Consider the following 23276-nt stretch of genomic DNA (forward strand, 5'->3'; position numbering starts at 1 on the left):
CAAAACAAACCACCGGCTTAGCCTGTGGTTATGATTATAAAAAGTTTAAAAAAATAATTAGCAGAGTACTTGCAAGAGTGCTAACGATATTGTATAATTAAATAGTCAAAGATAGTCAAAGAAAATTTGAGGACTTTGACAAAGTTTTTGATTTTTGAAATTTTGCCTAGAAAGCCGAAGCCGAAGCCGAAGTCGAGGGCGAGGGCAAAGACAAAGCAAAGCAAAACAAACAAAGCAAAACAAAACAAACAAAGCAAAACAAAACAAACAAAACAAAGCAAAACAAACAAAACAAAACAAACAAAGCAAAGCAAAACAAAACAAGCAAAACAAAACAAAACAAGCAAAACAAAACAAAACAAAACAAGCAAAACAAAACAAAACAAGCAAAACAAAACAAAACAAAACAAACAAAGCAAAACAAAACAAACAAAGCAAAGCAAAGCAAAACAAAACAAAGCAAAACAAAGCAAAGCAAAGCAAAAGCAAAATTTTAAGATATATATTAATAATAAAATTAGTCAAATTATTAATTTTATAAACAAACTTTCAATATAATAAATTAAGAAAATTTGGATATAATTAAGTTAGAGAGTAATTTGATTTTAAATAGATATGAGGAGGTTACAAATTGAAATACAAAGATTATTATGAAATCCTTGGAGTTTCTAAAGATGCAGATGAAAAGGCGATTAAATCAGCCTATAGGAAATTGGCAAAAAAATATCATCCAGATTTACACCAAGGAGATGAGGCTGCAGCAGAGAAGTTTAAGGAAGTTTCTGAAGCTTATGAGGTTTTGTCTGATGCGGATAAGAGAAAAAAATATGATACTTTTGGCTCTAATTATGACTTTAGCTCTGGATATGATTTTGACCCTTCTCAATATGGTTACACTTATACTACTGGTGGAAGTGGCGCAGATTTTTCTGACTTCTTCGAAACCATTTTCGGCTCATCAAGGTCTGGCGGAGGGAGAAATTTCTCTGGTGGCTTTAATATAAATGATATTTTTGGAGATTTGTCTGGAAGAGGAAGAGGCAAGTCTTCCAACAAGTCCAGAAACAAGTTTGAATCTGAGCTTTCTATATCAATTAGGGATGCCTATGAAGGAACTACGAAAAATGTGAGCCTTACTTACAATAATAAGGAATATGACGTTGCTGTAAAAATTCCAAAGGGCATCACTCGTGGCAAAAAGATTAAGGTCAATGGCGAAAAGTTTGGTCTTCCTGGAGATATTCTCTTTAAGATTAATATTCGCGACCAAAAGGATCTTGTCCTAGATGGACTTGACATTATTAAGACTGAAAATATTTATCCATGGGATGCGGCTCTTGGCAGCAGCAAGACTGTGGAAACTTTAAATGGCAAATTAAAATTAAAAATTCCAGAAAGTTTTGTTGGAGGAAATAAAATGAGAATTCCTTCCAAGGGTTTTAAAGATTTAAAGGGCAAGGTGGGCGACCTCTATGTTATCTTTAATATCATAAATCCAAAGAAATTATCTGATGATCAAATAAAATTATATAAAGAATTACAAAATTTAAATAAATAAAATGTAAATGAGGTGTTTTTATGAATTTTGAAAAATTTACTCAAAAATCCCTTGAAGCCGTTCAAGGCGCATATAATATTGCGAAGGAATACGGCAATCCTGAGGTAAAAGAAATTCACATAAATTATGCACTTTTAAATGACAAAGAAGGACTTATACCAAGGGTCTTAACTTATATGGAAAAAAATCCTGACATGATAAAAAGTGAACTCTTAAAGGTTATTGAAAGACTTCCTAAACAATCAGGTGCAGAAGTATATGCCGACTCTTCTTATAGAGAGCTTTTCCAAAAGGCAGAAGACTTTATGAAAAAAATGGGCGACGAATATCTTTCTGTTGAGCACATTTATCTTGGACTTTTAAACATGAAGGGAACTGATTCATCTTCAATCTTTAACAAACATAAAATTGATGCTGATAGTTTTCTAAATGCTCTTAAAAAAATTAGGGGCAATCAACATGTTACTACAGATAATCCTGAAGGAACTTATGACGCCTTAAAAAAATACGGACAAGATTTAACTGAACTTGCTCGTGATGGCAAGCTTGATCCTGTAATTGGTCGTGATGAAGAAGTTCGTAATGTTATAAGAATTTTATCTCGTAGAACAAAGAACAATCCGGTTTTAATTGGTCCTCCTGGAGTTGGTAAAACTGCCATAGCTGGTGGACTTGCTCAAAGAATTGTGTCTGAAGATGTGCCTGAAGGACTTAAAAATAAAACTGTCTTCTCTCTAGATATGGGAGCTCTAATAGCTGGGGCAAAATATCGTGGTGAATTTGAAGAGAGATTAAAGGCTGTCCTAAATGAAGTGAAAAAATCTGAAGGCGACATAATTTTATTCATCGACGAAATTCACAATATTGTTGGTGCAGGAAAAACTGATGGCGCTATGGACGCATCAAACCTTTTAAAGCCAATGCTTGCTCGTGGAGAACTTCATGCAATTGGTGCAACAACTCTTGATGAATACAGAAAATATATTGAAAAGGATCCAGCTCTTGAAAGAAGATTCCAAAAAGTCATGGTTAAAGAGCCTACTGTTGAAGATACAATTGCAATTCTTCGTGGTTTAAAGGACAAATATGAAATTTATCACGGCATAAGAATTTCTGACTCTGCAGTAATTGCTGCCGCAACTTTATCTGATAGATATATAACTGATAGATTTTTGCCAGATAAGGCCATAGACTTAATGGATGAAGCTTGCGCAATGCTAAGAACAGAAATAGACTCAATGCCAACAGAAATTGATGAAGTTAGAAGAAAAATTTTGCAACTTGAAATTGAAAACCAAGCACTAAAAAAGGAAACTGATGATGCAAGTGCTGAAAGGCTTAAAAAACTTCAAGCTGAACTTTCTGAAGAAAAGGCAGAATTTGACAGATTGAAATCAAAATGGGAAGCTGAAAAGAAAGAACTTGATTCAACTAAGGAGATCAAGAAAAAAATTGAAGATACAAATCATGCCATTGAAGAAGCTGAAAGAAATTACGACTTAGAAAGACTTTCTGAATTAAAATATGGCACTCTTCCAAAATTAAAGGAAGAACTTGCAAAAAAAGAATCAGAAAAGAAAGATGAATCTTCTATGGTTAAGGAAGAAGTTACAGAAGATGAAATCGCCTATGTTGTAAGCAGATGGACAGGAATTCCTGTTGAAAAATTAAATAAAACTGAAAGAGAAAAGCTTCTTAACTTAGAAGATATTCTTCACAAGAGAGTAATTGGTCAAGATAAGGCAATTGAAGTTGTTTCTGATGCTGTTTTAAGGGCGAGAGCAGGACTTAAAGATAGAAATAAACCTATTGGGTCTTTTATTTTCTTGGGACCAACCGGTGTTGGTAAAACTGAAACTGCAAAGGCTCTTACAGAAACTCTTTTCGATGATGAGAGAAATCTAATTAGAATTGATATGTCTGAATACATGGAAAAACACTCTGTGTCAAGACTTGTTGGTTCTCCTCCAGGATATGTTGGCTATGATGAAGGCGGACAACTTACTGAAGCTGTAAGGAGAAAACCCTATTCAGTAATTTTATTTGATGAAATCGAAAAGGCTCATCCAGATGTCTTTAATATTCTTCTACAAGTTCTTGATGACGGAAGACTTACTGACAACCAAGGAAGAACTGTGGACTTTAAAAACACAGTTATAATTATGACATCAAATATTGGCTCCCATTTCTTAATTGATGGAATTGGTCCTGACGGACAAATAACTGAAGACTCAAGAGAAGAAGTAATGCGTGACCTTAGAAGTACCTTTAGACCTGAATTTTTAAATAGAGTTGACGAAGTAGTTTTATTTAAACCACTTCAAAGAGATGAAATTTTCGACATCATCAAACAAAGCATTAAAGAAGTTGAAAGAAAACTTGAAGACAGAGAAATTAAAATTGAAGTTACAGATTCTGCCCTAGAATTTATTCTAAAGGCATCCTTTAGTCCACAATATGGTGCAAGACCAGTTAAGAGATATATTGGTCACGCTCTTGAGACAAAAATTTCAAAGATGATTATTAAGGGCGATGTCATGGATGGAGATACTATTTTAGTTGGCGTAGAGGCTGATGATTTGTCTGTAAAAGTTAAATAATTAAATTGATAGAGGACTTGCTGAGGCAGGTCCTTTTTATGTCGAGACTGTTACAAATTGTTAAGAAAATATTAAATTGGCTAAATATCTAATTCTTATCACTTTTTTATCACAAAAGAGATTTAAACTCAATAACATAGTAAAAAAAGATATTTTATTTAGGAGGAAATTATTAAATGAAACCATATAGTAAGAAATATTTAACACTTGCGCTTGCAGGAGTATTAGCAGCATCAATACCTGTATCTGCTTTTGCAAATAATGACGAACCAAATACACAAGGACAAACTACTCCCCCAGCAGTAACCGACCCTCAAAATCCAGGCACAGGAAGTGGATCTGGAAATACAGGAACAGGAGAAGCTGGAAAAACAGAAACAGAAGCTGAAAAGAAAGCAAGAGAAGAAAAAGAAAAAGCAATAAAAGAAGCTGAAAAAGCAAGAGAAGAAGCTCGAAAGGCTAAAGAAGAAGCGGATAGATTAAAAAAAGAAAAAGAAGATAGAGAAAAGAGAGAAAGAGAAGAAGCTGAAAGAAAAAGAAGATACGAAACTCTTTCACTTTCAAGTGTAAGATATGATGGAACATATTTGACAGGTTATACTTCTGCAAAAGCTGACATATATATAAAGAGAGTTAGTTCAAGATATGGATATGGATATAGCTATGACAGAGGATATGAAAGAATAGGATATGCAGATAATAGAGGTGATTTTAAGATTAAGGTAGATCTTAAAGAAGGAGAAACTTATTCTGTAGTAGCAAGAGATGGATTAAATGAATCAAGAGAAGTTGAAATTAAAAACGACAACTATAGAAACATCACTGGCACAAAAGTTTCTGCAACAGATTTAAGACTTGTTGGAAGAACTTTGACAGGATATATCAAAAACCATCCTTTTGAAAATATAAGAGTTTATCTTGGCGGCAAACAAATTGGAAACTTTAGAACTGACAAAAATTCATATTTCTCAGCAACATTAAGCGATAGTATCTATGACAGAGAAGTTAATGATTTAAAATTTTACACAGATTCAAAAACTGTTGAAAATAAAAAATTCAAGATTACAGAAGCACTTGAAGGTCAAAAACTTGTAAAGGGAACTGCAAATGCAGAAGATGAAATTACAGTTTATGATGCAAGCAACAGAAAACTTGGAAATATCACTGTAAATAATTCTGGAGTATTTACTGTATTTTTGGACAGAGCCTTAATTGCTGGCGAAACTATAAAGGTTGAAGCTAAAGATAAATCAGGAAACATTTCTAAGATTGAATACAAGGTTACAAAGAATGCAGTTGAAGAAGTTAAAGCAATTTCTTACATCAAGGGATACCCTGATGGAACATTTAAACCACAAGCAAATGTTACAAGAGCAGAAGCAGCTCAAATGTTTGCTACACTTTTAAATGGTGGTGCTGACTTTGGCACAAGCTCAGCAACAAGATTTTCTGATGCAAGTGACAATTGGTATTCAAAGGCAATTAACTATGTTGTTGCAAAGGGACTAATCTCTGGTTATCCTGATGGAACATTTAAGCCAAATGAAAGTATTACAAGAGCAGAATTTGCACAAATGATTTCTGGATATGTTAAGACTGAAAAGAAATCTTCTTCTGACTTCCAAGATGTTAAAGACCACTGGGCAAAGGACGCAATTGACAAATTAAATGGCAACAAAAATGTAAGTGGTTACCCTGATGGAAGCTTCAAGCCAAATGCAAAAATTACAAGAGCAGAAGCTGTTACAATTTTAAACTCTGTATTTAACAGAAACACAACAGCAAATTCACTTAATAATGTTAATAAATCAGCTTTAAATAAATTTTCAGATGTAAATGAAGGATTCTGGGCTTACTACAACATTCTTGACGCAGCAAACACTCACAACAGAGAAAGACTAAACTCAACTTCAGAAGTTGATATGTGGAAATAAATTCAAGATAATGAGGCTCCCTAGTGGAGTCTTATTTTTTATTATTTATGGAGAAAAATTTTAGATATTTTATTAATTAGATTTTATAATTTTACGCGAAAAACAAAAAGTTCAATAAAAATTAAAAAAGTGCTTGACTTTTATAATTCTCATATATATAATTGATGAAACAATTAAATACATTGTATTGAAAAATACGATAGAGGTGCGAACTTTATCAGTAGTCTTTTGGAGCAAGACCATGCGACGAAGAAAGATGAAAGGAAATTTCGCCGAAGTGTATTAATGGTAAGTTAATATGCTGGGCATGCAAACAATATTTGCATGACTGTCACAAATATGTGGGGAGCTATCTAAAGTTAAATACTTTGTCTTATATTTTATTAGACATCTTTAACAGTTTGGTTTTCCAGACTGTTTTTTTTTATTACTTTTTATAGCCACCGAGAATTTACGGAGGTATATCATGAATTTAAGAAAGAATGTAGCAAAAGTTTTACTTGTAGGCGCTTTAGCAAGCACAATGTTTTTAACAGCTTGTAATCCAAAGGGTGATGGAGGCGCAGCTGCTGCACCAGCAGATTCTGACACTTTAAAAGTTGGAATGGAATGTGATTATGCACCTTTTAACTGGACACAAACTGGTGAGGAACATGGCTATCCAATTGCATCTGGTGGTTACGCTGGTGGTTATGATGTTGAAATCGCAAAGAAAATTGCTGAATCTATGGACAAGAAACTTGAAATTGTAAAAACTGAATGGAATGGTCTTACTCCTGCAGTTACTTCAGGAAAGATTGATTTAATTATCGCAGGCATGAGCCCAACTGCTGAAAGGAAAGAAACTATTGACTTCTCAAACACTTATTACACATCAGACCTTGTAATTGTAGTTAAAAAAGATTCGCCTTATGCAAATGCAAAGTCACTTCAAGATTTTAAGGGTGCAAATATAACTGGACAACTTAACACTTTCCATTATGAAGTAATTGACCAAATCGAAGGAGTAAATAAGTCAACAGCTCTTGAAACTTTCCCAGCAATGGTAGTTGCTCTTAGAAGTGGAAAGATTGACGGATATGTTTCTGAAAGACCAGGAGCAGTTTCTGCTACTTCTGCAAATAATGATTTAACTTTTGTAGAATTTGAAGAAGGAAATGGATTTGAGGCAACTGTTGAAGATACATCAATTGCCATTGGTGTTAAAAAAGGTAATGAAGAACTTTTAAATAAAGTTAATGATGCACTTTCAAAAATTTCTGAAGAAGAAAGACAAAGCATAATGGAAGATGCAGTAGCTAATCAACCACTTAGCGAATAAAATATAGGAGAAAAAAGATGCCAGAAAGTTTTTTTGGATGGATTAGATTTTTAATAAAGGAATATGGTTCCCTCTTTGTTGAGGGAACTATTAATACCATTATAATTGCCGTTGTTGGCACATTGATTGGTTTCTTAATAGGTCTTTTAATAGCAATTGTAAGAACAATAAAAGTAAATAAAAAATCATCAGCCTTTAAGAGGGGACTTCTAAAAATTGTAAATGCCATAATCACAGTTTACATTCAAGTAATTAGGGGAACTCCAATGATGGTACAAGCTATGATGTTTTATTATGGCTCCCTTCAATATTTTAATTTAAACATGGCAGCCATGCCTTCAGCCCTTATAATTGTATCTGTAAATACTGGAGCTTATATGGCTGAAATTATTAGAGGGGGAATTATTTCTGTAGACAAGGGTCAAACTGAAGGAGCACTTTCCATAGGAATGACTCATTGGCAAACTATGACAGAAGTTGTACTTCCACAAGCTGTTAGAAACATAATTCCATCTGTGGGCAATGAATTTATTGTAAACATAAAGGATTCATCTGTTTTAAATGTAATTTCTGTTTCAGAATTATTCTTTATTTCAAAATCGGCAGCGGGGACTTATCTAAGATACTTCGAAGTTTTCTTTATCACAGCTTTAATATATCTTGTTTTAACTATAACAGTGAGCCAAGCAATGAAGTTTGTGGAAAAGAAAATGGACGGAGATGGACATTACAAGATTTATGGCTCACAGTCAACAGCTGAAGTCATAGAAGTAGAAGAAGAGGTGTGAGATGGAATACATTTTTGAAATAGAAAATTTGGAAAAAAGTTTTGGAGACAATTCAGTCTTAAAGGATATAAATTTTAAAGTAGAAAAGGGCGAAGTTGTTTCAATTATTGGTTCATCTGGCTCAGGAAAGTCAACACTTCTTAGATGTATAAACCTTTTGGAAGAGCCTGATGGAGGTAAAATAAAATATCATGGAGAAAATATTTTAGATGACATCTCTATAAATAATTACAGGACAAGGGTTGGCATGGTATTTCAATCCTTTAACCTCTTTAATAATATGAGTGTCCTTGAAAATTGTGTAATAGGACAGGTAAAAGTTTTAAAAAAATCTCGTGATGAGGCAGTAAAGCTTGCAGAAGAATTTTTACAAAAGGTTGGTATGTATGCCTTCAAAGATGCAAAGCCAACATCACTTTCTGGAGGACAAAAGCAAAGAGTTGCAATTGCAAGGTCACTTTCCATGAACCCAGAAGTTCTCCTATTTGACGAGCCAACTTCTGCACTTGATCCAGAGATGGTAAATGAAGTTTTAAATGTAATGAAAGAGCTTGCCAAGGAAGGGCTTACTATGCTTGTGGTAACTCATGAGATGGGTTTTGCAAGAGATGTATCCAATAGGGTTCTCTTTATGGACAAGGGCGTCATAGCAGAAGATGAAGATTCAAAGGAATTTTTTGCAAATCCAAAAACTAAGAGGGCAAAGGAATTTTTATCCATGGTCTTATAAAAAATTATAAACTTTAAAAGCTCGAGAGGGCTTTTATTTTTTGTAAAATTTTATAGATTAAAAATAATTTTATGACTTATAAAATTTTTATAGATTAATAAAAACTTTCTGATTTGAAAAATTTTTTAGTATAAAGATAAGTTTTCCTATTGCAATTTTTTAGAGATTAAAGAGAAAATTAGCACAAGATAAAACTTTGTTAAAAAAATATTATACGTTTTAAATTAATTATGAGGGGTATTTCTTATATGCAAGATATTTATGATATATTAAATAAAGATAAGGAGTATATTATGACTAAACCAAAAATTAATTTAGATAAAAAATACGGACTATTTATTGGTGGAGAATTTGTTGATAGTGAAAATGGAGAAACTCTTGATACATTTTGTCCTGCTGATGGTGAACTTTTAGCTAGTATTGCTCAAGCATCTGAAAAAGATGTAGATAGAGCTGTAGAAGCTGCATGGGAAGGCTTCAATGCTTACAAAAAGACAAACAAATATGAAAGGGCAAAAATTTTAAATCAAATTGCCGATATCATTGATGAAAATGCTGAGCACCTAGCAATGGTAGAAACTTTAGACAATGGCAAGCCAATTAGAGAAACAAGAAATGTTGATTTACCACTTGCATCTGAACACTTTAGATACTTTGCAGGTGCAATTTTAGCAGAAGAAGGGACTGCCAATGCAATTGACGAAAATACTTTATCAATTGTCCTTCGTGAACCTCTTGGAGTTGTTGGACAAATTATTCCATGGAACTTCCCATTCTTGATGGCAGCATGGAAATTATCTCCAGCTCTTGCAGCAGGCGATGCTGTTGTAATTAAACCATCTTCAACTACTTCACTCTCACTACTTGAACTTATGAAGTTAATTAAAGATGTAGTGCCAAAGGGAGTTATCAATGTAGTAACAGGCTCTGGCTCAAAATCTGGAGAATATTTACAACATCACGAAGGTCTATCAAAGCTTGCCTTCACTGGTTCAACTGAAGTTGGCTACAAGATTGCAAGTGCAGCAGCAGATAAATTAATTCCAGCTACACTAGAACTTGGCGGAAAATCTGCAAATATATTCTTTGATGATTGCGATATGGACCTTGCCATTGACGGACTTGCTATGGGAATTTTATTTAATCAAGGTCAAGTATGCTGTGCAGGTTCAAGAGTTTTTGTTCACGAAAATATTTATGATGAATTTATTGAAAGGGCAATCAAAAAGTTTGAAGGCATTAAAGTTGGACTTCCTTGGGAAGAAGACACTCAAGTTGGTGCACAAGTAAATAAATCACAAACTGAAAAAGTTCTCGGATATGTAGAAGTTGCTAAAAAAGAAGGAGCAACAATTGCTGTTGGTGGCGAAAAAGCTACAAAGAATGGCACAGAAAATGGTTACTTCACTATGCCAACTCTTATTACAAATGCAAACAATGATATGAAAGTTGCAAGAGATGAAATCTTTGGACCAGTTGCTGTAATTATCAAATTCAAAGATGAAGATGAAGTTATAAAAATGGCAAATGACTCTGACTATGGTCTAGCAGGTGCAGTTTGGACAAGAGACATCAATAAGGCTATTAGAGTTGCAAGAGGCGTTGAAACTGGAAGAATGTGGGTTAACACTTATAACCAACTTCCTGCAGGAGCACCTTTTGGCGGCTACAAGACATCTGGTATTGGCAGAGAAAACCACAAGATGATGCTTGATGCTTATTCACAAGTTAAAAATATTTTCATCAACACTTCTGAAAAACCATCAGGACTTTACTAATTATAAAAAAATAAGGCATAAAAAGAGGGCTAGTAGTAAAAACTATTAGCCCATTTAAAATGCTTAAAATTTTATTAAATTTTACATACCTGCGCCCATCTTCATGGCTATATCTAAGAATTTTGTAATGATAAGGGCATTTGTAAGATTTGAAATAAATCCACCGATTACTGGTACAACGAAGAAGGCAAGTTTAGAATATCTATACTTGTCGCAAACAGTTTTCATTGTAGTCATTGAAACTGGAACAGCTCCTGTACCAAATCCAAGATGCCCTACTGCCATTACTGCTGAGTCGTAGTTCTTGCCAAGAAGTCTAAATGTCAAGAAGTAAGTGAATAGTAAAATTAATACAACTTGTGCTAATAGTAGAACAATTAATTGTCCTCCTAAGTCTGCAAGTTGCCACAATTTCATTGTAACAATTGACATTGAAACAAATAGTGCAAGGGAAAAGTCTCCAACTGTGTCAAGTGCTTCTAATATATTATCATTAGTTCTATTTGTTTTATCAAGGAATATTCTCACGATAATACCACCAAGCATACAGTTTACGTGGATAGGAATATTGATGTTAAAGTGTTGTAGAGCTAAGAAGAATAATTCTCCAATACCACAAGCAAGGACTAGCATATTTACAGCTGATATTACATTTTTCTTATTCATCATAACAGTTTTTGCAGTATCAACAATTGTGTTTTGTTGGTTGTCAAGTTCAGGGTTTTCAAAGCCAAATCTTTTTACCAAGAAGTTACCATAAGGGCCTCCAAGAAGTGAACCAGCAATAAGTCCAAAAGTGGCAGATGCAATAGCAACTTCCATAGCAGCCTTTTGACCAGCTTCAACAGCTATTGGTGCAAAACTTGCTGCATTTCCATGGCCACCAGTCATAGGTATTGAACCAGTCATCATAGAGATAAGCGGATGAACGTGAAGTAAATTACCTACTCCAATAGCAAGTGCGTTTTGACAAGCAGCAAGAATTGCAGCTAAAACGGCAAAGATTACTACTAATTTTCCACCTTGTTTTAAAAGTGAAAGGCTGGCTGCTGCTCCACTTGCAGCAAAAAACAAGCAGTAAAATAATGTGTTGACTGTTTTGAAGTCGAAGTTTGGTTCCATAATTCCTGCGTAGTATAAGATCATTGTAATTATAGAAATTATAGTTCCTCCAACTACAGCTGATGGCAAACAGTATTTAACAAGAATAGGGAATTTCTTTCTTAGAAAATCTCCAATGTAAATACCGATGACAGCAAGAAGTAGAACTTCGAACATACCAAATTCTAAAGTTATTCTTTCCATTTTTTTCCTCCCAAAAAAAATTTCTGGTCGATAACATAATGAGTATAGTTATCATTATGTTTTTCAGCCTTAATCATTATAAAATAAAAAAGGCATAGAGTCAAAAAATGTTAATAAATTTCTATATAAAAATTTAAGATGAATAAAAGTATGCTCTTTAAAAGATAAAATACTTTTATTTAATATCATGCAAAAGTACAAAAAGTAAATTATATGTGATAAAATAAAGTTAATAAATATAACAAATGCTAAAAATTAAAATAAAAATTAGGAGTGATATCATGAGCATAGTTAAACCTTCAACTCTTCCGGGATTTATGGAACTACTCCCAAAAGATCAAATTCTCTTTAATGAAATGAGAGATATAATAAGAGAAAATTTTGAAAAACATGGATTTTTGCCAATAGATACGCCAGTAATAGAAAAATCTGAAGTGCTACTAGCAAAGGGCGGCGGAGAAACTGAAAAACAAATCTATAGATTTTCTAAGGGCGACACAGATATGAGTCTAAGATTTGACCTGACAGTTCCTCTTGCAAGATATACAGTGGAGCACATGAATGACTTATCTTTTCCTTTTAAGAGATACCAAATTGGAAAGGTATATAGGGGAGAAAAAGCTCAAAAGGGACGTTTTAGAGAATTTTATCAATGTGATATTGACACAATTGGAATGGGAGACTTGTCTCTAGTAAATGATGCAGAATTTCCAGTTGTAATTTATCACACATTTAAGGATTTAGGCTTTACTGATTTTACAATTCACTTAAATAATAGAAAAATTTTAAAGGGTTTCTTTGCCTCTCTTGGCATTGAAGATTCTATGAATGTTTTGAGAATTGTAGATAAAATTGACAAAATTGGCGAAGAAAATGTCCTAGCTGAACTTGCTGAACTTGGAGTAGAAAAGGATAAGGGCGAAAAGATTTTAGAGTTTATAAAAATTAAGGGAAGCACAGATGAAATTATTAAAGCTTTAAATGATTTAAAGATAGAAGATGAAATCTTCCAAGAAGGTCTTTCTGAAATCACTGAAGTGGTTGGCTATATGAGAGATTTTGGCATAGACGAAAATTGTTTTGACATCGACTTAAAAATTGCCAGAGGGCTAGACTATTACACAGGAACAGTTTATGAAACAACTCTTGACAATTATCCAAAGATTGGCTCAGTTTGCTCTGGTGGAAGATATGAAGACCTTGCAAGTTACTACACTGACAAAGTTCTTCCTGGAGTTGGAATTTCCATTGGACTTTCAAGACTTTTCTATCAATTAAATGAAGCAAAAATAATTTCCAGTGAAGAAAAATCTCTAGTTGATTTATTGATTATTCCAATGGATGACTGTTTACATGATGGCATAAGACTTTTAAATGAGCTAAGGGAAAAGGGCGTAAAGGTCTCTGTCTATACTGAATTTGCTAAGCTAAAGAAAAAGTTTAAGTACGCAGACCAAACTAAGGTGCCTTATGTAATTGTCCTTGGCGAAGAAGAAATTAAAAATAGAAGATACAGCTTAAAGGATATGAAGAGTGGAGATCAGGAAGAAGTTACTTTTGATGAGTTAGTTGAAAAATTTAGTATGTGACTGCGACTCCTTTGAAAAAGCTTAAAAAATACAATAAATCGTGCAACTTATGTTGCACTTTTTTTTATTTAAGATTAAAATAGGATAGAAGTTTGAAGAAATGAGATGAGAAATTGAAAAGAGAAGATATAAGAAATATAGCAATTATTGCCCATGTTGATCATGGCAAGACTACACTTGTAGATGCACTACTAAAACAATCAGGAATTTTTAGAGATAATCAACAAGTAAACGAAAGAGTCATGGACTCCAATGACATTGAAAGGGAGAGAGGTATAACTATCCTTTCAAAAAACACTGCCGTAAACCACAATGGTGTTAAAATTAACATAATTGATACACCGGGACACGCTGACTTCGGTGGAGAAGTTGAACGTGTGCTTAAAATGGTAAATGGTGTTGTACTACTTGTAGATGCCTTTGAAGGTCCAATGCCTCAAACAAAATTTGTTTTGAAAAAATCTTTTGAGCTTAATCTTCCAGTTATTGTCTGCATAAATAAAGTAGACAGACCAGAAGCTAGACCTCTTGATGTTGTTGATGAAGTTCTTGATTTATTTATTGAACTTGGTGCAGATGACGATGTTCTTGAATGCCCATTTGTTTTTGCATCTGCTAAACAAGGCATCGCAGCACTTGATTTAGATGATGAGATGACTTCAATGGACCCACTTTTTGAAACTATTATAAAATACATTCCAGCACCAGAGAATAAAGACGAAGAACCTTTCAAACTTTTAATTTCAACAATTGACTACAATGACTATGTTGGAAGAATTGGTATTGGAAAAATTGAACAAGGTATAATTAAAGAAAATGACAAACTTGTTAGAGTAAATAAGACTAAACCAGACTTCCAAGAAAGTATTAAGATTACACAAATTTATGAATTTGAAGGTCTTAACAGAGTGGAAGTTGAGTCTTCAAAGTCAGGTTCAATTATTGCAGTTACAGGAATTGAAGACATTAACATTGGAGACACTATTACATCCACTGAAGACACTGAAGCTCTTGAATTTGTAAAAATTTCTGAGCCAACTATTTCAATGAATTTTTCTGTAAATAATTCGCCTTTTGCAGGAAGAGTTGGCAAGTTTTTGACATCGAGACAAATTAAGGCAAGACTTAATAGAGAACTTCAAACTGATGTTGGTCTAAGAGTTGAAGAAACAGACACAACTGATTCCTTTAAGGTTAGTGGAAGAGGAGAACTTCATCTTTCTGTACTAATTGAAAACATGAGACGTGAAGGTTACGAATTCCAAGTTTCCAAGCCACAAGTTTTATATAAGTATGATGAAAATGGTAAGAAGTTAGAACCAACTGAAAGGGTTACAATTGATGTAGATAGTATTTATGCGGGCTCTGTCATAGAAAAACTTGGAAGAAGAAAGGGCGAGCTTGTAAATATAATTGAGCCAAATGGTGGTTATCAAAGACTTGAATTTATTATTCCTTCAAGGGGACTCATTGGCTACAGAACTGAATTTATGACTGACACAAAGGGAAGTGGAATTTTAAATTCTATCTTCGAAAGTTATGTGCCATTTAAGGGCGAAATTCCAAGGAGAGTTAATGCTTCTATAGTTTCTTTTGACACTGGTACTGCATCAACTTATGGACTTAACAATGCTCAAGAGCGTGGAACTCTATTTGTAGAACCAGGAGAAGATGTCTACGAGGGTCAAGTTGTTGGCGAATCTCCAAAGGGAGTTGAAATTGAAGTTTCTGTAACAAAGGCAAAAAAACAAACCAATGTCAGAGCTTCAGGTTCAGACGATGCCCTAAGACTCTCTCCCGTTAGAAAGATGAGCCTTGAAGAAGCCCTTGAATTTATAGAAGATGATGAGCTTATAGAAATTACTCCAAATGAATTTAGACTTAGAAAGAAAATCCTAGATTCACAACAAAGATACAAATCAAAGAAAAATAAATAATAGAGGTGTTCCATGCTTAGCGCATATTTTGAAATGTTAAAGAACTTTGCCCAAGTTTATTCTTTCCTATTCGTAGCAAATGTATTAATATCTGCTTTTATAATTTTGTACGACAATAAAAAACCAACATCAACACTTTTATGGGTAATGGCTATAAATTTTTTACCAGTAATAGGATTTATTCTCTATCTTTTTATAGGGCAAGACATATCAAAGTCCAGGATATTTGACGGAAAAAACAGAGCTGATAAAATTTTAAAAAAAAATCAAAAACACAACTTATTGAAATAAAAAATGATGAATTTGTCTATTCAAATGAGAGAACTAAAGATTACATTCCCATGATTGAAATGTTTAACAAAGCAGAAGATGAGTTACTTTATACAAATAATAAAGTAACAATTTTCAATGATGGAAAAGATAAATTTAAAGAATTATTTAAAGATTTAAGAAGTGCAAAGAAAACAATTTATGTCCAATACTACATCTACAAATCTGATGAATTGTCATCAGAATTTACAAGTATTTTAATTGAAAAGGCAAAAGAAGGTCTTGATGTATATCTTTTAGTAGATGGAATGGGCATTAGGAACATGAAAATAAAAGATAGAAATAGGCTGAAAGAGGCAGGAGTAAAATTTGGAGTATTTTTCCCTGGAATAATTGACAAATTAAACACTCACATAAATTTTAGAAATCACAGAAAAATTGTAGTTATAGACAAGCGAATTGGCTATGTTGGTGGCTTTAATGTTGGAGATGAATATGTTTCAAAGGGGAAAATGGGATTTTGGCGAGATACACATCTTAGGATAGTTGGTCCAGCAGTTAATGGACTTGCTTGGAGATTTTTCTTGGATTTTAAATTTGCTTCAAATGAACGCACCAAAGGATTTACAACAGAAATTTTTCCAGAAATAGAAGATGGAATTGACATAAATATTGTCACAAGTGGGCCAGATACCAAGGCAGACTCCATAAGAAACGGCTACGAAAAACTTATAACATCTGCAAAAAAAGAGGTTTATGTTCAGACACCTTACTTTGTGCCAGATGAAGGACTTCTAAAGGCCCTAAAGGTTGCTGCCCTATCTGGAGTTGAAGTTCACTTGATGTTCCCTAAAAAGAGAGACCATGTTTTCGTTCACTGGGCATCACTTTCCTTTATGGGAGAACTATTAAAGTGGGGCGCACACGTGTATCAATATGAAGGCGGCTTTCTCCATACAAAGGTAGTAATATCAGATGATTATTTATCAAGTGTAGGTACAGCAAATTTTGACATACGTTCCTTTGAATTGAATTTTGAAGTAAATGCCTTTTTATATGATGAAGAGATTAATAAAAAATTAAAGGAAGATTTCAAAGAAGATTTGAAGTCTTGTACAGAAATCACGCCGGAAATGTATAAAAATAGGTCAAGGTTTACTAAATTTAGAGAGGCAATCTCAAGACTTTTAGCACCACTTTTATAAAATGGAAATAGAAATAAAGAGAAAAAATATAAAAAGTCTTCGGATAAAAGTAGAAGATGGTATAATAAAAGTATCAGCGCCACTTAGGGCAAGTGAAAAAGAAATAAAGAAACTTCTTGAGACCAATAAAGATGTCATAGAGAAATTGAAGCTTGCTGATGAAAGTCGAAATAGATACAAAAATAATTTATTTGGCGAAAAAGTAAACTTTACATCAGAAGAAGACTTGGAAGAAATATATAGGCGAGAGCTAAAAAAAGTTCTTGGAGAAATTTTTCCAAGATACGAAGCTCTCACAGGTTTAAGTCCAAATTCTTATGAGATAAGAAAGATGAAAGTGAGATGGGGCACTTGCTATCCCAAGAGGGGCGACATAAAGATAAATCTTTACTTAGCATCGAGACCTCTAGAAGAGATAGAAGCAGTTGTCCTTCACGAGCTTATCCACCTCAAATACTTTTATCATGACAAAAAATTTAGAGAAGAGTGCAAAAAGTATATGCCAAATTATGAAGAGATTGAAAGAAACTTAAAGAGATAGGTGATGGAATGAAAAAAGCATTAAAAATAATAGGAATAATCGCACTGGTGATAATTCTAATGAAACTTTTTAATATCTCAATATTTGTTGGAAATCAGAAAATTGATAAGAACCAAATAATAGATGGAATAAGAAATTTCAACCTTGGGGATCTCTTTGATAGAGTTTCAAATTTCTTCAACGAGCTTGTAGGTGGAATAAAAAGAGCAGTAAATAGTTTGTAAATATATTTTATTAAATAAAATTAGCACGCGTGGGCGTGCTTTTTTAGTGCAGTAAAAATTTTAAGCTTTGTGTTATAATAAAAAATAGGTGAGAAAATGAATTTAACTTTTATAATACTTGGCTGTATAGTGCCAGGACTTATGACTGGGGTTGGAGCAATCCCAATATTTTTTGCAAAAGATGTCAGCCAAAAGCTTCTAGATGTACTTCTTGCAGCAGCTGCAGGAGTAATGCTTGCTGCAACTTGCTTTTCTCTTATTATACCAAGCCTTGAAGCAGGCGAAGGCAAGATGGGAGTTCTAGTTACGGGACTGGGAATTTTTTGCGGTGCGCTTATACTTGATTTAATAGATAGGTATGCACCTCACGAACATTTAATAGAGAAGAAACATGAGGGAATGAATGTAAAAAATTTATCCAAAATTTGGCTCTTTGTAATAGCAATAGCAATTCACAACTTTCCCGAAGGACTTGCAACAGGAGTTGGCTTTGGTGGAGACAACATGTCCAATGGACTTTCTGTTGCCTTTGGAATTGCCCTTCAAAATATGCCAGAAGGACTAGCCGTTGCCCTAGCCCTTGTGAGAGAAGGCTATTCTCGCAAGAAGGGTTTTGCCATAGCAACTTTAACGGGAATAGTTGAACCAATTGGAGCATTTTTGGGAGTTTGGCTTGTGTCAATTTTTTCAGCGACACTTGGATTTATCCTCGCCTTAGCAGGAGGAGCCATGCTCTTTGTAATTAGCGATGAGATAATACCAGAGACACACAACAATGGCTACGAGAGAGCCGCAACTTATGGCGTAATCTTTGGCTTTATTCTCATGATGTTTTTAGATGCCTTAATTTAAGAAGCAAAAACACCTCACAACTTTTTTAGTCATGAGGTATTTTTTTATTTTATCTTTGCCTTTATATTAATTTCAAAGGAGTTTTCATCGAGAGAATCTTCCCGCATCTCCACTGCTTCTGTAAAATAAATTTCTGCATCCTCTAAAAAATAAATTGGGTGGATGCCATCAATGAATTTCAAATTACTATTTGTCCTAACATCACCGTAGGAGATTATTTCGCCCACTGCGTGATATTTTAAAATTAATTTGTTCCCAAGTTTTTTTATGTAGCTTGGCTTTTTGTAGTCAAGGGATATTTTCTCTAGGGTGGATATTATTTTTTCATCTAAAATTAAATCATCAACTGCCTTTAATTTTTTCATAAATTCTTCTGTCTTGTAAGTATTTACATTTATCATGTAAGAGTCAAAGGAAAAAATCATTTTATCGCCTCACTTGTGGTAGGGGTGGTTATTTATTATTCTAAATGCCCTGTAAATTTGCTCCATTAAAATAACCCTCATGAGTTTGTGGGGGAAGGTCATCTTTGAAAAGCTTAGCTTGTAATCAGCCCTAGATAAAACCTCATCAGATAAGCCAAGGCTGCCGCCGATTACAAAAGTTATATTTGAGTAGCCGTCAATCATGAGTTTATTAATTTTATCTGCAAAGGCGACAGAGTCAAGGCTCTTTCCCTCAATGGCAAGGGCAATTACATAGGCGCCATCTTTTATCTTGGATAAAATTTTTTCGCCCTCAATATTTTTAACTCTTTCTATGTCTTTTTCTGATAAGTTTTCGGGGCAAGGCTCGTCCATAATTTCAAAAATGCTTAAATCCGCATAAGATTTAAGCATTTTTTTGTACTCATTTATGGCATCTTTAAAATAATTTTCCTTGATTTTGCCAAGTACAATTAAATTAATATTTATCATATTAGCTTAATTTTTTAACTGCTTCAAGAGCCTTTTCAAAGTTTACTTCGTGAGTTACTTCAGGAACATATTCAACATAAGCTACCTTTCCATCTCTGTCAACAATTACTACGCCACGAGCAAGAAGTTTAAATTCTTCAATCATGAAGCCATATTTTTCGCCAAATTCTCTGTATTTGTAGTCAGAAACTATGTCTGCATTTTCGATTCCCTTTACTGAACAAAATCTTTCTTGTGCAAAAGGAAGATCAACTGTTACAGTTACGATTTTTACATCCTCAGATAATTTTGTAGCTTCTTCGTTAAAAGTTGTTGCTTGGATAGCACATACTGGTGTGTCAATTGATGGTGCAACTGAATAAACTACGATTTTGCCCTTTAAGTCAGCTGAATTAAAATCAGACAAATCTCTTTTAACTGCCTTAAACTCTGGAGCCATATCTCCAACTTTGATTTCTTTACCTTCTAAGTTTACTTTATTTCCTGCAAATGTTATGTCCATTGTAATTACCTCCAAAAAAATTTACTTTAATTTACACTACATTTATATCCAATTATGATGAATTTTAACAAGGGATTGAAATAAAATAATAAAATTTGGGTAAAAATTCTTAAAAGAAAGTTTATTAGTTTAAAAAGGAGAAGAGTTACATATGAAAAAAATTTTTAAAACTTTGCTTTTAGTTTTTGCAATTGGAATGTGCGGGACTTTTTTATCAGCTTGTCAAGGAGAAAGTGAACTTCTTCCAGACAAAAAAATTTATAATGTCAAGTGGACTATTGAGGACATGACACACTTGGATACTGGCAACAAAGTATATAATGACATGGTAATAAAATTTGACAAGAAAAATTTTGTCATGACTGATAGAAATAATGCCATGGACTTTACTGGAACTTATAAATTAAAAAAAGCAGGCGCAGGCTACCAAGTCATAATGAAATTTGACGACTTAAAGGAGCCTGTCACTGGGATATATGGCATGAGAACTTACAAGGATAGAGAACCTAAACCTGATTTAGTATTTGACCACTGGGACACAAGGTATTCTTTTATCGGAGAGTATAAAGATAAGTAAAAAAACTGTTGGATTTATTTTTCCAACAGTTTTTTGCCTTAATCCAAAATTTATTTTGAAATAAAATGAATTAATAAAGTATAAATCGTTTTCTTGATAAAAAATAACTTTTATGATACCATTTAATAGGATAAAGTTTTATCTAGTTACAAAATGTTGTTTTCATGATAGAAGGTATGTTATGAAAAACTTAGTAAGTTTAACATTGTTATTATTTCTTTTAATTAGTTCATCTAGTGTTTATGCAAGAAGCATAGATACAGAAATCCAGGAGTTTATGGATTCTCCAGCTCCAGATTTTTCAGAATTATCTAAAGAACATGGTTCAAAAATTATCAATGAATTTGATGCAATCATTGAAAAAGAGATAATTTCTGAATTAAGGTATAGTTATAGTGATAAGTATGATGAAACACTTGAGTTTAAAAAGGAGATAATTAATTTATCTAAAAATTCACGTAATGAATTAGAGCAGATGAATTTTAATGATAGACAAATTGATGCAATATTGTCCACTAAAGGACTAAGTGCTGATAAAGTTTCAAATGATGTTGCAAGAAGAGCTAGTGCAAACTTTCAATTTAATATGTACAAAAATAGATTTGAATATGGAGATTACGCAGTTGTTGATGCTTATTGGGCACGGGAGTCTTCCCCAGTTTCAGCGGGGAAAGATACTGTCGTTTTTGGATTTAGTGATGGATTTACAGCTAATTTAGATAGAACAGTAATGAAAGTTACATATAGAGATTTAGATGGCAATTACAAAGGCGAACAATATTATTCTCCTAATGGATTAGTTCAAGGTTTAAGATTTGATTTCGAACAAAGCTATGCACCTGGGGCTTTAAGATCTTTAAGTAGTGGAAAAGTTTATTTGGTTATTGATAATAGAGAAAATAAGGATTATGTTGAAGTTCATGGTAAGTATCTTCACAATTATTTAGGTTTTAGTCCATCAATTTATATTGGAAGTAATATTTCTATTGGGTTTACGCCTAGTTGGAAATCAAAGGAAATGGGAAGAGATTATATTCTTATGAGGTAGGATATATGAAATATATATTAAAAACGTGCTTATATGTGTTCTTAAATTTCATATTGGTACTTATAATTGGACAGAATTTTAGCGGAGGCAATTCTGATTTAATTATTTCTATGTATATTTTTATTGTAATTGTTTTTGTCATTCTTAATGAAAAGTTAAATACTATGTTGGAAAAACTTGATAATTTAGAAAAAGCATTAAATGATAAAAATGATGAAAGAATTGAAAAATAAATTTTAGCAAAAAAAGTGATGTGTAGAATAGATTTACCTATCTTGCACATCACTTTTTTTAATCAAATTTATTTTTCCTTAAAAACTTTTAGCATTGTTTTTGTAAAGATATAGAAGAGTATTAGGACTGCGAAAACTCCTGCCAGTCCCCAAATTGCGACTTCTATACCCTGCATAAATACTGTCATGTCCATTTTATCACTCCTACATAAACATTGGCACGAGAGCCAAGATCATTGAACCTGCAACTACTGAGCCAAGTTGTCCTGCCACATTGGCTGACATTGCCTGCATAAGGATGAAGTTAGTTGGGTCTTCCTTTGCCGCCATCATTTGCACAACTCTACCAGACATAGGAAAGGCTGAGATTCCAGCAGCACCAATCATTGGGTTTACTTTGTTCTTTAAAAATAAATTTAAAAATTTTGCAAAGAGAACGCCGCCTGCTGTGTCGAAGATAAAGGCAACAAGTCCCATGGCAAGTATCATTAGTGTGTGGATGTTTAAAAAGGCATCGGCAGACATTGTTCCACCAATTGTTATCCCAAGTAAAATTGTAACTAAATTTGAAAGTTCATTTTGTGCAGAAATTGAAAGTCTTTCAAGAACTCCGCAAACTCTGATTAAATTTCCAAACATCAAAGCGCCAATAAGTGCAACAGACATTGGAGCTATAATTCCAGCTATTACTGTTATGACAATTGGGAAGAGAATTTCAACTTTTTTAGGCACATGAACAGTAGTGTACTTCATTCTGATTTTTCTCTCTTTTTCAGTTGTAAGAAGTTTAATAACTGGTGGCTGAATAATTGGCACTAGAGACATATAAGAATATGCCGCAACAGATATTGGTCCAAGATAATTTGGTGCAAAGACCTTGGCAACATAAATTGATGTAGGGCCATCGGCTGCACCAATTATTCCAATGGACGCCGCTTCTGCTAGTGTGAATTTTCCTGTTGAAATTGCAAAAAGCATTGTGGCAAAAATTCCAAATTGTGCCGCTGCTCCAAAGAAGAGCATAAAAGGCGATGCAATAAGTGGTTTAAAGTCTATCATGGCACCGACAGCTATAAAAATTAATACTGGGAAGAGTTCTGTTGCAATTCCAGCCTTATAAAGTATTGTCAAGAAACCTTCTTCTCCAACTGCGGATGACAGTGGAATATTAGCAATAATTGCTCCAAAGCCAATGGGAAGAAGAAGTGATGGTTCATATTCTTTTTCAATGGCAAGATAAATTAAAATGCCGCCAATGACAAACATAATTAAGTGTTTAACTTCGAGATTTAAAATTCCAGATAAAAGTGTTTCCATTTGACCTCCTAAATATTTTACATGCAAAGTAATATAACATAAATAGGACA

Annotated in this window: 24 protein-coding genes and 1 riboswitch; of the genes, 18 read left to right on the forward strand and 6 right to left on the reverse strand. The window is 33.4% G+C overall.

The window, feature by feature from the left end; all coding sequences use genetic code 11:
- Positions 1 to 135 precede the first annotated feature (135 nt).
- From PTSHG_RS07830 to PTSHG_RS07865, 8 genes are all read left to right on the forward strand, one after another.
- Positions 136 to 558: a hypothetical protein gene (locus PTSHG_RS07830; RefSeq protein ID WP_019108344.1), complete on the forward strand. Its 423-nt coding sequence runs from the start codon at positions 136 to 138 to the stop codon at positions 556 to 558.
- Positions 559 to 631: 73 nt separating this feature from the next.
- Positions 632 to 1558: a DnaJ C-terminal domain-containing protein gene (locus PTSHG_RS07835; RefSeq protein WP_019108345.1), complete on the forward strand. Its 927-nt coding sequence runs from the start codon at positions 632 to 634 to the stop codon at positions 1556 to 1558.
- Between the two features lie 20 nt (positions 1559 to 1578).
- Entirely contained in the window at positions 1579 to 4158 is a 2580-nt protein-coding gene (clpB, locus tag PTSHG_RS07840; RefSeq protein WP_019108346.1) for an ATP-dependent chaperone ClpB, read from the forward strand.
- Between the two features lie 176 nt (positions 4159 to 4334).
- On the forward strand, positions 4335 to 6092 hold the full coding sequence (locus tag PTSHG_RS07845) for an S-layer homology domain-containing protein (RefSeq protein ID WP_019108347.1): 1758 nt from the start codon (positions 4335 to 4337) through the stop codon (positions 6090 to 6092).
- A 192-nt stretch (positions 6093 to 6284) separates the two neighbouring features.
- Positions 6285 to 6452, forward strand: a riboswitch (Lysine riboswitch).
- A 106-nt stretch (positions 6453 to 6558) separates the two neighbouring features.
- Positions 6559 to 7413, forward strand: a complete 855-nt coding sequence (locus tag PTSHG_RS07850; protein ID WP_019108348.1) for a transporter substrate-binding domain-containing protein — start codon at positions 6559 to 6561, stop codon at positions 7411 to 7413.
- Positions 7414 to 7430: 17 nt separating this feature from the next.
- Entirely contained in the window at positions 7431 to 8201 is a 771-nt protein-coding gene (locus PTSHG_RS07855) for an amino acid ABC transporter permease (protein ID WP_019108349.1), read from the forward strand.
- Between the two features lies 1 nt (position 8202).
- Positions 8203 to 8931 (forward strand): amino acid ABC transporter ATP-binding protein, encoded by a 729-nt coding sequence (locus tag PTSHG_RS07860; protein WP_019108350.1) that lies wholly within the window; start codon positions 8203 to 8205, stop codon positions 8929 to 8931.
- Positions 8932 to 9224: 293 nt separating this feature from the next.
- Complete coding sequence (locus PTSHG_RS07865; RefSeq protein ID WP_026088873.1) at positions 9225 to 10709, forward strand: aldehyde dehydrogenase family protein; 1485 nt, start codon at positions 9225 to 9227, stop codon at positions 10707 to 10709.
- 81 nt (positions 10710 to 10790) lie between these two features.
- On the opposite strand, the gene PTSHG_RS07870 is transcribed toward PTSHG_RS07865, so the two are convergent.
- The gene (locus PTSHG_RS07870; RefSeq protein ID WP_019108352.1) at positions 10791 to 12014 is read right to left on the reverse strand and encodes a sodium/glutamate symporter; all 1224 of its coding nucleotides are present in this window, start codon (positions 12012 to 12014) and stop codon (positions 10791 to 10793) included.
- 281 nt (positions 12015 to 12295) lie between these two features.
- Here PTSHG_RS07870 and hisS point away from each other — a divergent pair, with 281 nt between their 5' ends.
- The 7 genes from hisS to PTSHG_RS07900 all read left to right on the forward strand — a co-directional run bounded on the left by hisS (position 12296) and on the right by PTSHG_RS07900 (position 18632).
- Positions 12296 to 13603 carry a histidine--tRNA ligase gene (hisS, locus tag PTSHG_RS07875; protein WP_019108353.1) on the forward strand — a complete coding sequence of 436 codons (1308 nt, stop codon included), beginning with the start codon at positions 12296 to 12298 and terminating at the stop codon, positions 13601 to 13603.
- 113 nt (positions 13604 to 13716) lie between these two features.
- Positions 13717 to 15540 (forward strand): translational GTPase TypA, encoded by a 1824-nt coding sequence (typA, locus tag PTSHG_RS07880; protein ID WP_019108354.1) that lies wholly within the window; start codon positions 13717 to 13719, stop codon positions 15538 to 15540.
- 12 nt (positions 15541 to 15552) lie between these two features.
- Positions 15553 to 15831 (forward strand): PLD nuclease N-terminal domain-containing protein, encoded by a 279-nt coding sequence (locus PTSHG_RS10140; protein ID WP_238318755.1) that lies wholly within the window; start codon positions 15553 to 15555, stop codon positions 15829 to 15831.
- Positions 15828 to 17015, forward strand: a complete 1188-nt coding sequence (gene cls / locus PTSHG_RS09390) for a cardiolipin synthase (RefSeq protein WP_238318764.1) — start codon at positions 15828 to 15830, stop codon at positions 17013 to 17015. Before PTSHG_RS10140 ends, cls begins: the two co-directional genes overlap by 4 nt.
- Position 17016: 1 nt before the next feature.
- Positions 17017 to 17556, forward strand: coding sequence for a M48 family metallopeptidase (locus PTSHG_RS07890; protein WP_019108355.1), 540 nt, complete (start codon positions 17017 to 17019; stop codon positions 17554 to 17556).
- Positions 17557 to 17564: 8 nt separating this feature from the next.
- Entirely contained in the window at positions 17565 to 17780 is a 216-nt protein-coding gene (locus PTSHG_RS07895; protein WP_019108356.1) for a hypothetical protein, read from the forward strand.
- A 96-nt stretch (positions 17781 to 17876) separates the two neighbouring features.
- Positions 17877 to 18632, forward strand: a complete 756-nt coding sequence (locus PTSHG_RS07900) for a ZIP family metal transporter (RefSeq protein ID WP_019108357.1) — start codon at positions 17877 to 17879, stop codon at positions 18630 to 18632.
- Positions 18633 to 18676: 44 nt separating this feature from the next.
- On the opposite strand, the gene PTSHG_RS07905 is transcribed toward PTSHG_RS07900, so the two are convergent.
- From PTSHG_RS07905 to tpx, 3 genes are read right to left on the reverse strand one after another with little or no spacing between them, the layout of a single operon-like run.
- On the reverse strand, positions 18677 to 19057 hold the full coding sequence (locus PTSHG_RS07905) for a hypothetical protein (protein ID WP_019108358.1): 381 nt from the start codon (positions 19055 to 19057) through the stop codon (positions 18677 to 18679).
- Positions 19058 to 19066: 9 nt separating this feature from the next.
- Positions 19067 to 19549 (reverse strand): 23S rRNA (pseudouridine(1915)-N(3))-methyltransferase RlmH, encoded by a 483-nt coding sequence (gene rlmH / locus PTSHG_RS07910; RefSeq protein ID WP_019108359.1) that lies wholly within the window; start codon positions 19547 to 19549, stop codon positions 19067 to 19069.
- Between the two features lies 1 nt (position 19550).
- Positions 19551 to 20051 carry a thiol peroxidase gene (tpx, locus tag PTSHG_RS07915; RefSeq protein WP_019108360.1) on the reverse strand — a complete coding sequence of 167 codons (501 nt, stop codon included), beginning with the start codon at positions 20049 to 20051 and terminating at the stop codon, positions 19551 to 19553.
- 151 nt (positions 20052 to 20202) lie between these two features.
- Between tpx and PTSHG_RS09540 the strand changes: the two genes are divergently transcribed.
- The 3 genes from PTSHG_RS09540 (at position 20203) to PTSHG_RS07930 (ending at position 21909) form a co-directional block, all read left to right on the forward strand.
- Positions 20203 to 20628, forward strand: coding sequence for a hypothetical protein (locus tag PTSHG_RS09540; RefSeq protein WP_019108361.1), 426 nt, complete (start codon positions 20203 to 20205; stop codon positions 20626 to 20628).
- 277 nt (positions 20629 to 20905) lie between these two features.
- Complete coding sequence (locus PTSHG_RS07925; RefSeq protein WP_042231074.1) at positions 20906 to 21676, forward strand: hypothetical protein; 771 nt, start codon at positions 20906 to 20908, stop codon at positions 21674 to 21676.
- A gap of 5 nt (positions 21677 to 21681) precedes the next feature.
- Positions 21682 to 21909: a hypothetical protein gene (locus tag PTSHG_RS07930; RefSeq protein ID WP_019108363.1), complete on the forward strand. Its 228-nt coding sequence runs from the start codon at positions 21682 to 21684 to the stop codon at positions 21907 to 21909.
- A gap of 68 nt (positions 21910 to 21977) precedes the next feature.
- On the opposite strand, the gene PTSHG_RS10245 is transcribed toward PTSHG_RS07930, so the two are convergent.
- Together PTSHG_RS10245 and PTSHG_RS07940 are read right to left on the reverse strand one after the other, a co-directional pair.
- Positions 21978 to 22103 (reverse strand): OadG-related small transporter subunit, encoded by a 126-nt coding sequence (locus tag PTSHG_RS10245; protein WP_019108364.1) that lies wholly within the window; start codon positions 22101 to 22103, stop codon positions 21978 to 21980.
- 10 nt (positions 22104 to 22113) lie between these two features.
- Complete coding sequence (locus tag PTSHG_RS07940) at positions 22114 to 23226, reverse strand: sodium ion-translocating decarboxylase subunit beta (protein WP_019108365.1); 1113 nt, start codon at positions 23224 to 23226, stop codon at positions 22114 to 22116.
- Positions 23227 to 23276 lie beyond the last annotated feature (50 nt).

It is taken from the genome of Peptoniphilus senegalensis JC140, assembly GCF_000321025.1.
Lineage (GTDB): Bacteria > Bacillota > Clostridia > Tissierellales > Peptoniphilaceae > Peptoniphilus_A > Peptoniphilus_A senegalensis.

Coding starts and splice junctions, on each gene's coding strand:
- clpB (WP_019108346.1), top strand. CDS start 1,579: ATGAATTTTGAAAAATTTACTCAAAAATCCCTTGAAGCCGTTCAAGGC.
- PTSHG_RS07845 (WP_019108347.1), top strand. CDS start 4,335: ATGAAACCATATAGTAAGAAATATTTAACACTTGCGCTTGCAGGAGTA.
- PTSHG_RS07850 (WP_019108348.1), top strand. CDS start 6,559: ATGAATTTAAGAAAGAATGTAGCAAAAGTTTTACTTGTAGGCGCTTTA.
- PTSHG_RS07855 (WP_019108349.1), top strand. CDS start 7,431: ATGCCAGAAAGTTTTTTTGGATGGATTAGATTTTTAATAAAGGAATAT.
- PTSHG_RS07860 (WP_019108350.1), top strand. CDS start 8,203: ATGGAATACATTTTTGAAATAGAAAATTTGGAAAAAAGTTTTGGAGAC.
- PTSHG_RS07865 (WP_026088873.1), top strand. CDS start 9,225: ATGACTAAACCAAAAATTAATTTAGATAAAAAATACGGACTATTTATT.
- PTSHG_RS07870 (WP_019108352.1), bottom strand. CDS start 12,014: ATGGAAAGAATAACTTTAGAATTTGGTATGTTCGAAGTTCTACTTCTT.
- hisS (WP_019108353.1), top strand. CDS start 12,296: ATGAGCATAGTTAAACCTTCAACTCTTCCGGGATTTATGGAACTACTC.
- PTSHG_RS10140 (WP_238318755.1), top strand. CDS start 15,553: ATGCTTAGCGCATATTTTGAAATGTTAAAGAACTTTGCCCAAGTTTAT.
- PTSHG_RS07890 (WP_019108355.1), top strand. CDS start 17,017: ATGGAAATAGAAATAAAGAGAAAAAATATAAAAAGTCTTCGGATAAAA.
- PTSHG_RS07895 (WP_019108356.1), top strand. CDS start 17,565: ATGAAAAAAGCATTAAAAATAATAGGAATAATCGCACTGGTGATAATT.
- PTSHG_RS07900 (WP_019108357.1), top strand. CDS start 17,877: ATGAATTTAACTTTTATAATACTTGGCTGTATAGTGCCAGGACTTATG.
- PTSHG_RS07905 (WP_019108358.1), bottom strand. CDS start 19,057: ATGATTTTTTCCTTTGACTCTTACATGATAAATGTAAATACTTACAAG.
- rlmH (WP_019108359.1), bottom strand. CDS start 19,549: ATGATAAATATTAATTTAATTGTACTTGGCAAAATCAAGGAAAATTAT.
- tpx (WP_019108360.1), bottom strand. CDS start 20,051: ATGGACATAACATTTGCAGGAAATAAAGTAAACTTAGAAGGTAAAGAA.
- PTSHG_RS09540 (WP_019108361.1), top strand. CDS start 20,203: ATGAAAAAAATTTTTAAAACTTTGCTTTTAGTTTTTGCAATTGGAATG.
- PTSHG_RS07925 (WP_042231074.1), top strand. CDS start 20,906: ATGGATTCTCCAGCTCCAGATTTTTCAGAATTATCTAAAGAACATGGT.
- PTSHG_RS07930 (WP_019108363.1), top strand. CDS start 21,682: ATGAAATATATATTAAAAACGTGCTTATATGTGTTCTTAAATTTCATA.
- PTSHG_RS10245 (WP_019108364.1), bottom strand. CDS start 22,103: ATGGACATGACAGTATTTATGCAGGGTATAGAAGTCGCAATTTGGGGA.
- PTSHG_RS07940 (WP_019108365.1), bottom strand. CDS start 23,226: ATGGAAACACTTTTATCTGGAATTTTAAATCTCGAAGTTAAACACTTA.